Here is a 12,434-nt window from a genome sequence, read left to right on the forward strand (position 1 = left end):
TTGCAAGCTACAAGCGGCAAGACAAAAGCAGATCGGCTTTTACTTGCAGCTTAAAGCTTGCCGCTTGCCACTGTTTCAATTCAAGTGTTCGACGCGGATCCGCACCACCGGGCCAACCACGCCGGCCAACGCTTCAAGCGCGGCGATGGCATCGTTCATGTGCTGTTCCAGCACGCGGTGGGTCAGCAGGATCATCGGCACCAGGCCGTCGTGTTCTTCGACTTCCTTCTGCATGATCGATTCGATGTTGATGCCGCGCTCCGAGAGGATGCTCGCCACCTGGGCCAACACGCCCGGATGGTCCTTGGCCTGAATGCGCAGGTAGTAGGCGCTTTCGCACGCTTCGATCGGCAGGATCGGGTGCGCCGACAGCGAGTCCGGCTGGAACGCCAGGTGCGGCACACGGTTTTCCGGGTCCGAAGTCATGGCGCGAACCACGTCGACCAAATCGGCGATCACCGACGAAGCGGTCGGCTCCATGCCGGCGCCGGCGCCGTAGAACAGCGTCGAACCGGCCGCGTCACCGTTGACCATCACGGCGTTCATCACGCCGTTGACGTTGGCGATCAGACGGTCAGCCGGGATCAGCGTCGGGTGCACACGCAACTCGATGCCGGCCGCAGTGCTGCGCGCCACGCCCAGGTGCTTGATGCGGTAGCCCAGCGCTTCGGCGTAATTAACGTCGGCGGTGGTCAGTTTGGTGATGCCTTCGGTGTACGCCTTGTCGAACTGCAACGGAATGCCGAACGCGATGGATGCCAGGATCGTCAGTTTGTGCGCAGCGTCGATGCCTTCAACGTCAAACGTTGGATCGGCTTCGGCATAACCCAGCGCTTGCGCTTCGGCGAGGACGTCTTCGAATGTGCGGCCCTTCTCACGCATTTCGGTGAGGATGAAGTTGCCGGTACCGTTGATGATGCCCGCGACCCAGTTGATGCGGTTGGCGGACAGGCCTTCGCGGATGGCCTTGATCACCGGGATGCCACCGGCGACAGCCGCTTCGAACGCGACGATCACGCCTTTCTCGCGCGCCTTGGCGAAAATCTCATTACCGTGAACGGCGATCAGTGCCTTGTTCGCGGTGACCACATGCTTGCCATTCTCGATGGCCTTGAGTACCAGCTCGCGGGCAACGGTGTAGCCGCCCATCAGCTCTATGACGATGTCGATCTCAGGGTTCGTGGCCACTTCGAAGACATCGTTGGTAATCGCAATACCGGTCGTTTGGAACTGAGGCTTTGGCGTGCGCATGGCAATTTGTGCCACTTCGATTCCACGCCCGGCACGACGAGCAATTTCCTCGGCGTTGCGCTGAAGTACGTTGAAGGTACCGCCACCGACGGTCCCTAACCCACAGATGCCTACTTTGACCGGTTTCACTGTGAACTCCCCATAAAACGGCCGACGCAAGGTCGGCCGTGAAAACAACCGCATACTCGCGGTTCTCTATTAATGGCTCGGCAAACGCTGCCGCCGAACCATGATCGTCAAAGGCTGACCGTGACGATGCGAATTATTTCGCGCCCAGCGCCAGTTTGGCAACTTGTGGCGCAGGCTGGTAGCCCGGAATGACCTGCCCGTCAGCCAAAACGATGGCCGGGGTGCCGTTCACGCCGATCGACTGACCCAACGCAAATTGCTTGGAAACCGGGTTGTCGCACTTGGCGGCCTTGATTTCCTTGCCATCGACCATTTTGTCCATGGCAGCTTTTTTGTCTTTCGAGCACCAGACCGCTTGCAGCTGTTCGTCACCCGGCGAGCCGAGGCCCTGACGCGGGAATGCGACGTAACGCACTTCGATGCCGCGCTTGTTCAGCTCAGGCACTTCGGCGTGCAGCTTGTGGCAATACGGGCACGTGGTGTCGGTGAACACGGTGATGTGCGATTTGGTTTCGCCGATCGCCGGATAGACCACGGTTTCGGCTACCGGGATTTCATTGACCAGTTTGGACACGCCGAGGCGCTCGGTTTTTTCGGTCAGGTTGACCGGTTTGCCGTCCTTGAGCTGGAACATGTAGCCCTGCATCACGTACTGGCCATCGGCGCTGGCGTAGAGCACGCGGCTGCCTTTGAGTTTGACTTCGTAGAGGCCGGCCAGCGGGCTGGCGCTGATGGCTTCGATTGGTGTTTCGAGCTGGAGGCTTTCCAGGCTGTGACGAATGGCTTTGTCGGCCGCGTCATCGGCGACGGCAAAGGTGCTGACCAACGCAATAGCTGCGGCGGCGAAAATCTGGGTCAGACGCATGAGAACTCCTGAGGGCGGACAAATGGGACGATCAGAACGCCCGTGCCGAAACACCGGGTCATAATCGCCCATCGTGCAAACCGGCAAAGCCTACCACATAAGGGCTGCATGGCCGAATGCGGGTGATGCAACACCTCCCGCTCACGGCGCACGACGCTTTCATGTAGCAGCTGCCAAAGGCTGCGTTCGGCTGCGCAGCAGTCGTCAATCCTGAGCTCGCGGTTTAAATGAATCACCGCGGCGTATGATTTCACGACTGCTGCGCAGCCGAACGCAGGCTTCGCCAGCTGCTACATAGGTCGTGGGCACCCGCGTGGCAAGGGTCGTGGGTGGCTGCGCGACAGGTTTTGGTTAGCCGCGCGGGTGGTGTTTGGCGTGCAGGTCTTGCAGGCGGGCGCGGGCGACGTGGGTGTAGATCTGGGTGGTCGAGAGGTCGCTGTGGCCGAGGAGCATTTGCACCACGCGCAGGTCGGCGCCATGGTTGAGCAGGTGCGTGGCGAAAGCGTGACGTAATGTGTGCGGCGACAGCGATTTGCCGATCCCGGCGACTTTGGCCTGATGCTTGATGCGGTGCCAGAAGGTCTGGCGGGTCATCTGCTCGCCGCGCTGGCTGGGAAACATCACATCGCTCGGGCGTCCGCCGAGCAGCTCGCCCCGACCGTCGCGCAGATAACGTTCAACCCAGACAATCGCCTCCTCGCCCATCGGCACCAGCCGTTCCTTGCTGCCCTTGCCCATGACGCGCAACACGCCCTGACGCAGGTTGACCTGCTCCAGCGTCAAGCTGATCAGCTCGGTCACGCGCAGGCCGCAAGCGTAGAGCACTTCGAGCATGGCGCGGTCACGCTGGCCGATTGGTTCGCTCAAGTCCGGCGCGTTCAGCAGCGCCTCGACGTCGGCTTCCGACAGGGATTTGGGCAACGGCCTGCCGAGTTGCGGCATATCGACGCGCAAGGTCGGATCGACCGCAATCAGCTTTTCCCGCAGCAGATAACGATAAAAGCCACGCACGCCGGAGAGAAATCTCGCCGTGGAACGGGGTTTGTAGTTTTGCTCGAGGCGCCAGGCCAGGTGATCGAGGATCAACTCGCGGCCGGCATTGATCAGTTCGAGGTTTTTTTCCTGCAACCAGCCGTTGAACAGCGCCAAGTCGCTGCGATAGGCGTCCCGGGTGTTATCGGACAGGCCTTTTTCCAGCCAGAGCGCGTCGAGGAATTGGTCTATCAGGGGATGGTCGATGGCGGGCATAAAGGCTCAGGCAAGACTGACAGTACAGTCAGGGAAGATAAATCGCAGGCAACAAAAAAGCAGCCCGTAGGCTGCTTTTTTCTGCATCGGGAAGCTGGACTTAAGCCAGTTTTTCCTTGATGCGAGCTGCTTTACCGGACAGGTCACGCAGGTAGTACAGCTTGGCTTTACGTACGTCACCGCGACGTTTAACGGCCATGCTGTCGATTTGCGGGCTGTAGGTCTGGAAAGTACGCTCTACGCCAACACCGTTGGAGATTTTACGAACGGTGAAAGCACTGTTTACGCCGCGGTTACGCTTGGCGATAACAACACCTTCGAACGCTTGCAGACGCGAACGGTCGCCTTCCTTCACTTTCACCTGAACGACAACAGTGTCGCCCGGGGCAAAGGTAGGGATCTCTTTGGTCATCTGCTCTGCTTCGAGTGCAAGGATGATTTTGTTAGTCATGCTGTGCTCCTAAGGTAAATCGTCGGATTTACCATCGATACGTTGTTAACTATCGTCCCGCTCGCGGATGTATTCCTCGAGCAGCTTCTTCTCTTCTCCAGAAAGCGAGCGGCTTTCCAGAAGATCGGCGCGTCGTTCAAAGGTCCTACCAAGGGACTGCTGTAAACGCCAACGCCGGATATGCGCGTGATTGCCACTTAGCAATACGTCGGGAACACGCTGATCCGCATACACCTCCGGTCGGGTGTAGTGCGGGCAATCCAGCAAACCATCCGTAAAGGAATCTTCCTCGGCGGAGTCCGCATGCCCTAAAGCTCCAGGCAGCAGTCGTGTAACCGCATCGATCAGGACCATCGCCGGCAGCTCGCCGCCAGACAGTACATAGTCGCCAATCGACCACTCTTCATCGACATGAGCATCAATAAAACGCTCGTCAATGCCTTCATAACGGCCGGCAATCAGGATCAATGCATCCAGATTCGCCAACTCGCGTACCGCCGACTGATTCAGTTGACGGCCTTGGGGGGACAGGTAAATCACCTTCGCCGCCTCCCCGGCTGCTGCCTTGGCCTGAACCAGAGCATCTTCCAGGGGTTTGATCTTCATCACCATGCCCGGGCCACCGCCAAATGGGCGATCGTCCACAGTGTGATGTCGATCCGTCGTGTAGTCTCGCGGATTCCAACAGGTGAGCTGCAACAGCCCCTGTTTCACCGCACGACTGGTGATGCCGTACTCGCTGATGGCGGAGAACATCTCGGGAAACAAACTGATCACTTCCACGCGCAAATTAGCCACGCTTAGAAGTCCGCATCCCATTCCACCTTCATCTCGCCTGCGGCAAGGTCGACGGCCAACACGCATTGCTCGGTATAGGGCAACAGGCGTTCGCGATCATCCAGGCTGCCTGCGCAAGGCTTGACCACCATTACATCATTGGCGCCGGTTTCCAGAAGATGATCGATCTTCCCGAGCAATTGCCCGAGTTGGTCAATGACCTTCAGACCTTCGAGCTGGTACCAGTAGTACTCGCCGTCGGTCAATTCAGGGAACAGGTTGCGCGGCACGCAGATCTCATAACCGGCCAGAAGACGAGCTTCTTCACGATCATCGAGACCCTTGAGCTTTGCGACCAGGAACTTGTCGTTCCCGCGTCCACTGACCAGCTCAACCTGTTTCACATTGCCTTCGCGCTTGAGCGTCCAGGTTTTGTACTGCAACAGGTTTTCAGTCGGATCAGTAAAGGAATACACCTTCACTTCGCCGCGAACGCCATGAACAGAGTAGATTTTGCCGATAACGATCAAATCATCAGCAACAGCAGGCGTCGCGTTCATATTGCTCAGGCCGCAGCCTTAGCCGAGTCCTTCAACAACTGAGCAACACGCTCAGAAGGTTGTGCACCAACGCTCAGCCAGTAGGCTACGCGCTCTTGGTTCACGGACAGACGGACTTCTTGACCACGAGCAACAGGGTTGAAGAAACCAACCTGTTCCTTGTGCGAACCGTCGCGCGGGTTGCGGCTGTCGGTTACGGTCAAGTGGTAAAACGGGCGCTTTTTGGAGCCGCCAAGGGCAAGACGGATTGTTAGCATGTGAACATCGTTCCTGTAGTCGGTGCTGCAAATCTAAAGGCACAGCGGGCATAGGTGCCCGAAAGGCCGCATATTCTAAGGAATATCCGGACTTTTGCAAATGACTTTTTCCGGCGGCCTTTCAGTCGCCATCAAGATTTGCTATAGAGCCGTCGTTGAAAACGGCGAGTCAGCTCCCGCCAATGGCGGGTTTACTGGAGATCCCACATCCCTGTGGGTCGGAGCAAAGGCAAGCCCAGGCTCGAATTCTTTACATTTTCGGCATGCCGCCGCCGGGCAGCATACCGCCCATGCCGCGCATCATTTTGGCCATTCCGCCTTTTGCGGAGAATTTCTTCATCATCTTCTGCATCTGCTTGTGTTGCTTGATCAAGCGACCGATGTCCTGCACCTGAGTGCCGGAGCCAATGGCGATCCGGCGTTTGCGCGAACCGCTGATCAGCTCAGGGTCGCGGCGCTCGGCCGGGGTCATGGAATTGATGATGGCTTCCATCTGCTTGAATTGCTTCTCCGCCGCGCCCTGGGCATTGCCCATTTGCGACAGGTTGACGCCGCCGATGTTCGGCAGTTTGTCCATGAGCCCGCCGAGGCCGCCCATGTTCTTCATTTGTTGCAGCTGATCGCGGAAGTCTTCGAGGTCGAAGCCCTTGCCCTTCTTCAGCTTCTTGGCCAGTTTGTCGGCCTTGTCCTTGTCGAGGGTCTGTTCGGCCTGCTCGATCAGGCTGAGCACGTCGCCCATGCCGAGGATGCGCGAAGCAATACGCTCGGGGTGGAACGGCTCGAGCGCTTCGCTCTTTTCGCCCATACCGATGAACTTGATCGGCTTGCCGGTGATGGCGCGGACTGACAGCGCGGCACCGCCACGGGCATCACCGTCAACCTTGGTCAGGATCACGCCGGTCAGCGGCAATGCGTCGCCAAAGGCCTTGGCCGTGTTGGCGGCGTCCTGGCCGGTCATGGCATCGACCACGAACAGCGTTTCCACCGGGTTGATCGCGGCGTGCAATGCCTTGATCTCGCCCATCATCTCTTCGTCGATGTGCAGACGACCGGCGGTATCGACGATGACCACGTCGATGAATTTCAGCTTTGCTTCTTTAATAGCGGCTTGCGCGATCTCGACCGGCTTCTGGCTCAGGTCGGACGGGAAGAAGGTAACGCCGACTTCCCCGGCAAGCATTTCCAGCTGCTTGATCGCCGCCGGACGGTAAACGTCAGCGGAAACGACCATGACGGTCTTCTTCTTGCGCTCTTTAAGGAAGCGCGCGAGTTTGCCGGCGGTGGTGGTTTTACCCGCGCCCTGCAAGCCGGCCATCAACACGACGGCAGGTGGAACGGCGCTCAGGTTCAGGTCTTCGTTGGCCGCGCCCATCAGGCTTTCGAGTTCGGCCTGGACGATTTTCACGAAGGCCTGGCCCGGCGTCAGGCTGCGCGACACTTCAGTGCCGACGGCGCGTTCCTTGACCGAATTGACGAAGTCCTTGACCACCGGCAGGGCGACGTCGGCTTCGAGCAACGCCATGCGCACTTCACGCAGGGTGTCTTTGATGTTGTCTTCAGTCAGCTTGGCCTTGCCGGTGACATGGCGCAGCGTCTGCGAGAGACGGTCGGTTAAGTTTTCAAACATTGCGCGATCCTTTCAGGCCCTGTACAGACCGGGATAATGGCGGCCCAGACCGGAGTAAACATGTGCTCGGCGAGCCTGCGGCGTGGGCAGGTCGCGGATTATAGCGAAGACTGCGTCTGGCGGACACCTCGCTGTCAGCTTGTCTGGTCTTTCGTGTGAAGTGGGTTCTATGCCAAACTCAGCGCCTTTCGGGCTTGCCTAACAGGATTTATGCTCCCCTTGTCACCGAGTTTGCTCACCACTCTCGCCGCCGCCTGCTTATATGCCGCTGCGACTCTCTATCAAGGCACTCGTCTGGCCACCGGCGCCAAGGCGAACAAGCGCCTGCTGGTCATGCTCGGCGTGCTCGCGGTGCTGGCTCATAGCGCCAGCCTGCTGACCCACTTGCTGACGCCGATCGGCCTGGGCCTGGACTTTTTCAGTGCCGCCAGCCTGATCGCCGCAGCAGTGATTGCCCTGACGCTGCTGGCCTGCTCGCGAATTCCCGTGGAAAACCTTTTGGTTCTGCTGTTTCCGCTGGGGATGGCCACTGTGCTGCTGGCGCAATTCGCCCCCGCCGGCACCGTGCAGGTGATCGACGAAGAGCCCGGCATCCTCGCGCACATTCTGTTGTCGATCCTCGCCTACGGCATGTTCACCATCGCGGTGTTCCAGGCGTTGTTGCTGCTGGTGCAAGATCACCAGCTCAAGCACAAGCACCCGTCCGGGCTGATCAAGAATTTCCCACCACTGCAAACCATGGAAAGCCTGCTGTTCGGCTTTCTCTGGGCCGGTTGGACCCTGCTGTCGCTGTCGCTGATTTCCGGTTGGCTGTTCGTCGAGAACCTGTTCGCCCAACACCTGGTGCACAAAACCCTGCTGGCCTGTCTGGCGTGGATTGTGTTCAGCGTGTTGCTGTGGGGGCGTAACCGCCTCGGCTGGCGCGGGCACAAGGCGATCCGCTGGACCCTCGCCGGTTTTTGCCTGCTGATGCTGGCCTATTTCGGCAGCAAGCTGGTTCGTGAATACATTCTGCACATCTGACGGGCGGCAATAATGGACGACTTGCCCATAGGGCCGATGCTGGCGGTGATCGCCCTGCTGATTTTGTGGTCGGGGTTGTTTACCGCCATCGAAGTCGCGCAACAGCATTTGCTGGCGCAGCGCGTGGCGTCGCGCTCCAGAGACAAACCGGTGGCGAAGCTGAGCTTCGCGCTCAACAGCCTGATCTTTTGCAACACCTTGTGCCGCGTGCTGGCCATCATCATCAGCACCTTGCTGGCGATTTTCACCTTCGCCGAAAACGGTCCGTGGGCCGCTTGCCTCGGGGTTGGCGTGCTGTTGCTGGTGTTCGCCGAATACCTGCCGCGCACCTTGGCCGTGCGCTACCCGGACGCAATCCTCGCGTTGGGCAATACGCTGCTCGGCACGCCGCTGAAACTGGTCTACCCCGCCGCGTGGCTGCTCAACGCCTTCAGTCAATTGCTGACGCGCCCGTTCGCCCGCAAAGCGAAAGTGGTGCAAAAAAGCGAAGACGAGGCGCCGACGGATCGCCACGAAGAACACGAACACGCTTCGACTCGCCCACACGCCTTGTCGGGTATTCATGCGCTGGACAACATCACGGTCAACGACATTCTGGTGCCGCGCAGTGACGTCGACGGGATCAACCTCGACGACTCGCTCGAAGAAATCATCGAGCAACTACGCAGCAACCGGCGCACGCGTTTGCCGGTGTTCCACAGCGACATCAACCAGGTCGAAGCGGTGCTCAACACTCGGCAGATCCGCCATTTGCTGGCGGATGCGAGCCTGACCCTGGAAGCCTTGCAGGCAGCCTGTCACGAACCGTATTTCGTCCCGGAAAGCACGCCGCTGCAATTGCAGTTGCTGAACTTTCACAAGCAGCAGCGACGCCTGGGCATGGTGGTCGACGAGTACGGCGAAGTGCTTGGGATTGTCACGCTGGAAGACATTCTCGAAGAAATCGTCGGTGAATTCGAAAGCGAGCACAGCCTCGACAACCCGCACATTCATCCGCAGGCCGACGGCCGCTTGATGATTGATGGCGCGGCGTCGATTCGTGATCTGAATAAAAGCCTCGGTTGGCACCTGCCCAGCGATGGGCCGAAAACCCTTAACGGCTTGGTCACCGAGGCGCTGGAGACGATTCCGGAAAGCGCGGTGTGCCTGAAGATCGGTCGTTATCGGCTGGAGATTCTCGAGACCGAAGACAACCGCGTGACGCGCGTGTTGATCTGGCACACCAGCTCAGTCCCGGCTTTAATCTAAAGCCGGACTCATTCCCCCTGTTGAAGTGATTTATCTGTGGCGAGGGGATTTATCCCCGTTGCGTTGCGAAGCAGCGCCAAAACCTGCCGCCGCGCGCTCCCTGATACACCGCGCATGCCGGCTTGGCGACTGCTTCGCAGCCGAACGGGGATAAATCCCCTCGCCACAACTGCATTGCCAGCTACATGTTGTCTTCGCAAGCCCTTTGTCACTTGTTCGATCATTAGCCACCTTCCTATAATCGAATCCGCTTACCCAAGCCCCGCCCTACCCCTGTGCTACCCGCACCCCGCTGCAAACCCACATCCCTGGGTGTTCGACCATAATAATTCGCTCCACTGGAGCATGACTGTCAGGGATCAACGCATGACCACCAGCACCGCTTATAGCGACACCACGCCTGCCCCGCCGACAAACTCCGCCACCCGCGTGGCCACTGCGAGTTTCATCGGCACGGCCATCGAGTTCTACGACTTCTACGTCTACGCCACCGCCGCCGCGCTGGTGATCGGGCCGGTGTTCTTTCCGCAGACCTCCGGCACCGCGCAAATGCTTTCGGCGTTTCTCACCTTCGGCATCGCGTTTCTCGCGCGACCGCTGGGCTCGGCGCTGTTCGGCCATTTCGGTGATCGCATCGGGCGCAAATCGACGCTGGTCGCATCGCTGCTGTTGATGGGCGTTTGTACAACGCTGATCGGCGTGTTGCCGGGTTACGACAGCATTGGCGCCTGGGCGCCGATTTTGTTGTGTGTGCTGCGCTTCGGCCAAGGCTTGGGATTGGGCGGTGAATGGGGCGGCGCGGCGTTGCTGGCGACCGAGAATGCGCCGAAAGGCAAACGTGCCTGGTTCGGCATGTTTCCGCAGCTGGGGCCGTCGATTGGTTTCCTTGCGGCCAACGGTTTGTTTCTGACGCTGGCCATGACCCTCAGCGACGAGCAGTTCCGCGCGTGGGGCTGGCGCATTCCGTTCCTGCTGAGCGCGGCGCTGGTGATGGTCGGCCTGTACGTGCGCCTGAAACTCCACGAAACCCCGGTGTTCGCCAACGCCATGGCGCGTCAGGAACGGGTGAAGATTCCGCTGGTCGAGCTGTTCAGCCAATACTGGGCGCCGATGTTGCTGGGTGCCGGATCGATGGTGGTTTGCTACGCGCTGTTTTATATCTCGACGGTTTTTTCGCTGAGTTACGGCGTGTCGACCCTCGGCTACACCCGCGAAACCTTCCTCGCGCTGCTGTGTTTTGCGGTGCTGTTCATGGCCGCCGCAACGCCGTTGTCAGCGCTGGCCAGTGACCGTTACGGGCGCAAACCGGTGCTGATCATCGGCGGCGTGCTGGCGGTTTTGTCGGGTTTCCTGATGGAGCCGTTGCTGACGCAGGGTTCGACCTGGGGCGTCGCGCTGTTCTTGTGCATTGAACTGTTTCTGATGGGCGTAACGTTTGCGCCGATGGGTGCGCTGCTGCCGGAGCTGTTTCCGACGCATGTGCGTTATACCGGGGCGTCAGCGGCCTACAACCTCGGCGGCATTGTCGGGGCCTCGGCGGCGCCGTTCTTTGCGCAGAAACTGGTGGCGATGGGTGGTTTGAGCTACGTCGGCGGGTATGTGTCGGGGGCGGCGGTGCTGAGTTTGATCGCGGTGCTGTGCTTGAAAGAGACGCGTAATAACGATTTGAATCGGGTGGCCTGACAGAAAAAGCTTCGCGGGCAAGCCTCGCTCCTACAGATCTCCGCCGAACCTTGGCGTGATCCTGTAGGAGCGAGGCTTGCCCGCGAAGGCCGCGCCGCGGTTACAGCTCGACTACGACTGCCTGCGAAGCACGGGTCGCTTTGGCGCGAGCCGCTTCAATCGACTCATCGCGCGCCAACGCCACGCCCATCCGGCGCTGGCCGTTGACTTCAGGCTTGCCGAACAAACGCAACGCCGTGTCCGGCTCGCTCAGTGCCGCGCCCAGATTGCTGAAAGCGGTCTGGGTCGACTGCCCTTCCACCAGAATCACCGCCGAAGCCGATGGCCCGAACTGACGGATCAACGGAATCGGCAAGCCCAGAATCGCCCGCGCGTGCAGCGCGAACTGCGACAGGTCCTGAGAAATCAATGTCACCAGACCGGTGTCATGCGGACGCGGCGAAACTTCGCTGAACCACACCTGATCACCCTTGATGAACAACTCGACGCCAAACAGACCCCGGCCACCCAAGGCCTCGGTCACGGCTTTGGCAACGCGCTCGGATTCTGCCAAGGCAATCGGGCTCATGGCTTGCGGCTGCCAGGATTCCTGGTAATCGCCCTTTTCCTGACGGTGACCGACCGGCGCGCAGAACGTGGTGCCGCCAATGTGGCGCACGGTGAGCAAGGTGATTTCGTAGTCGAAATCGATAAAACCTTCGACGATTACCCGCCCTTTACCGGCACGCCCACCTTCTTGCGCGTAATCCCACGCGGTTTTCACGTCATCGACGCTGCGCAACAGGCTCTGGCCCTTGCCCGACGAACTCATCACCGGTTTGACCACGCACGGGAAACCGAGGTCTTCAACGGCTTTGCTGTAGTCCTCGAAGGTATCGGCGAAGTGGTACGGCGAGGTCGGCAGGTCCAGCTCTTCGGCGGCCAAGCGACGGATGCCTTCGCGGTTCATGGTCAGCGAGGTGGCGCGCGCGGTCGGGATCACGGTGAAGCCTTCGGCTTCCAGTTCGACCAGGGTTGCGGTGGCGATGGCTTCGATTTCCGGCACGATGAAGTGCGGTTTTTCGGCTTCGATCACCGCACGCAGGGCGGCGCCGTCGAGCATGTTGATCACGTGGCTGCGATGCGCGACTTGCATGGCCGGCGCGTCGGCGTAGCGATCGACGGCAATCACTTCAACGCCCAGGCGTTGCAGCTCGATCACCACTTCCTTGCCCAACTCGCCACAGCCACACAGCATTACGCGGGTCGCGGTTGGCGACAATGGAGTTCCGATACGGGTCATCTCAGGTCCTCAAAGAAGCGGATCATCGAGGGA

At 59.7% G+C, this 12,434-nt stretch carries 12 protein-coding genes; 3 read left to right on the plus strand and 9 right to left on the minus strand.

Translation table 11 applies throughout. The annotated features are described in order from the left end of the window. Positions 1-75 precede the first annotated feature (75 nt). The 8 genes from BLU01_RS07390 to ffh form a co-directional block, all read right to left on the minus strand. Positions 76-1,380 carry a homoserine dehydrogenase gene (locus tag BLU01_RS07390; RefSeq protein ID WP_092281511.1) on the minus strand — a complete coding sequence of 435 codons (1,305 nt, stop codon included), beginning with the start codon at positions 1,378-1,380 and terminating at the stop codon, positions 76-78. A 133-nt stretch (positions 1,381-1,513) separates the two neighbouring features. Further along, positions 1,514-2,245 (minus strand): bifunctional protein-disulfide isomerase/oxidoreductase DsbC, encoded by a 732-nt coding sequence (gene dsbC / locus BLU01_RS07395; protein ID WP_092272790.1) that lies wholly within the window; start codon positions 2,243-2,245, stop codon positions 1,514-1,516. A gap of 351 nt (positions 2,246-2,596) precedes the next feature. Beyond that, on the minus strand, positions 2,597-3,493 hold the full coding sequence (gene xerD / locus BLU01_RS07400) for a site-specific tyrosine recombinase XerD (RefSeq protein ID WP_092272793.1): 897 nt from the start codon (positions 3,491-3,493) through the stop codon (positions 2,597-2,599). 100 nt (positions 3,494-3,593) lie between these two features. Then, positions 3,594-3,944, minus strand: coding sequence for a 50S ribosomal protein L19 (gene rplS / locus BLU01_RS07405; RefSeq protein ID WP_063322826.1), 351 nt, complete (start codon positions 3,942-3,944; stop codon positions 3,594-3,596). A 45-nt stretch (positions 3,945-3,989) separates the two neighbouring features. Beyond that, a complete protein-coding gene (gene trmD, locus BLU01_RS07410) occupies positions 3,990-4,763 on the minus strand; it encodes a tRNA (guanosine(37)-N1)-methyltransferase TrmD (protein ID WP_178076548.1) in 774 nt (257 codons plus the stop codon). Further along, a complete protein-coding gene (rimM, locus tag BLU01_RS07415) occupies positions 4,745-5,281 on the minus strand; it encodes a ribosome maturation factor RimM (protein WP_008014731.1) in 537 nt (178 codons plus the stop codon). The genes trmD and rimM overlap by 19 nt, the downstream gene beginning before the upstream one ends. Positions 5,282-5,286: 5 nt before the next feature. Further along, a complete protein-coding gene (rpsP, locus tag BLU01_RS07420) occupies positions 5,287-5,538 on the minus strand; it encodes a 30S ribosomal protein S16 (protein WP_045059142.1) in 252 nt (83 codons plus the stop codon). Between the two features lie 250 nt (positions 5,539-5,788). Beyond that, positions 5,789-7,165, minus strand: coding sequence for a signal recognition particle protein (gene ffh, locus BLU01_RS07425; RefSeq protein ID WP_092272796.1), 1,377 nt, complete (start codon positions 7,163-7,165; stop codon positions 5,789-5,791). A 210-nt stretch (positions 7,166-7,375) separates the two neighbouring features. On the opposite strand from ffh, the gene BLU01_RS07430 reads away from it, so the two are divergent. The 3 genes from BLU01_RS07430 (at position 7,376) to BLU01_RS07440 (ending at position 11,119) form a co-directional block, all read left to right on the plus strand. After that, entirely contained in the window at positions 7,376-8,188 is an 813-nt protein-coding gene (locus BLU01_RS07430; RefSeq protein ID WP_092272799.1) for a cytochrome C assembly family protein, read from the plus strand. Between the two features lie 12 nt (positions 8,189-8,200). Further along, positions 8,201-9,436 carry an HlyC/CorC family transporter gene (locus tag BLU01_RS07435; RefSeq protein WP_092272802.1) on the plus strand — a complete coding sequence of 412 codons (1,236 nt, stop codon included), beginning with the start codon at positions 8,201-8,203 and terminating at the stop codon, positions 9,434-9,436. Between the two features lie 366 nt (positions 9,437-9,802). Next, positions 9,803-11,119, plus strand: a complete 1,317-nt coding sequence (locus BLU01_RS07440; protein WP_092272805.1) for an MFS transporter — start codon at positions 9,803-9,805, stop codon at positions 11,117-11,119. Between the two features lie 100 nt (positions 11,120-11,219). Here BLU01_RS07440 and purT read toward each other — a convergent pair whose 3' ends face one another. Continuing rightward, positions 11,220-12,401 carry a formate-dependent phosphoribosylglycinamide formyltransferase gene (purT, locus tag BLU01_RS07445; RefSeq protein WP_092272808.1) on the minus strand — a complete coding sequence of 394 codons (1,182 nt, stop codon included), beginning with the start codon at positions 12,399-12,401 and terminating at the stop codon, positions 11,220-11,222. Between the last annotated feature and the right edge of the window lie 33 nt (positions 12,402-12,434).

Origin of the sequence: Pseudomonas prosekii (assembly GCF_900105155.1) — a bacterium.
Classification (GTDB): Bacteria; Pseudomonadota; Gammaproteobacteria; order Pseudomonadales; family Pseudomonadaceae; genus Aquipseudomonas; species Aquipseudomonas prosekii.

Bases quoted from the DNA above. Each gene is read 5' to 3' on its own strand.
- ffh (WP_092272796.1), bottom strand. From the start codon at position 7,165: ATGTTTGAAAACTTAACCGACCGTCTCTCGCAGACGCTGCGCCATGTC.
- dsbC (WP_092272790.1), bottom strand. From the start codon at position 2,245: ATGCGTCTGACCCAGATTTTCGCCGCCGCAGCTATTGCGTTGGTCAGC.
- BLU01_RS07440 (WP_092272805.1), top strand. From the start codon at position 9,803: ATGACCACCAGCACCGCTTATAGCGACACCACGCCTGCCCCGCCGACA.
- trmD (WP_178076548.1), bottom strand. From the start codon at position 4,763: ATGGGATGCGGACTTCTAAGCGTGGCTAATTTGCGCGTGGAAGTGATC.
- rimM (WP_008014731.1), bottom strand. From the start codon at position 5,281: ATGAACGCGACGCCTGCTGTTGCTGATGATTTGATCGTTATCGGCAAA.
- xerD (WP_092272793.1), bottom strand. From the start codon at position 3,493: ATGCCCGCCATCGACCATCCCCTGATAGACCAATTCCTCGACGCGCTC.
- purT (WP_092272808.1), bottom strand. From the start codon at position 12,401: ATGACCCGTATCGGAACTCCATTGTCGCCAACCGCGACCCGCGTAATG.
- BLU01_RS07435 (WP_092272802.1), top strand. From the start codon at position 8,201: ATGGACGACTTGCCCATAGGGCCGATGCTGGCGGTGATCGCCCTGCTG.
- BLU01_RS07430 (WP_092272799.1), top strand. From the start codon at position 7,376: ATGCTCCCCTTGTCACCGAGTTTGCTCACCACTCTCGCCGCCGCCTGC.
- rplS (WP_063322826.1), bottom strand. From the start codon at position 3,944: ATGACTAACAAAATCATCCTTGCACTCGAAGCAGAGCAGATGACCAAA.
- rpsP (WP_045059142.1), bottom strand. From the start codon at position 5,538: ATGCTAACAATCCGTCTTGCCCTTGGCGGCTCCAAAAAGCGCCCGTTT.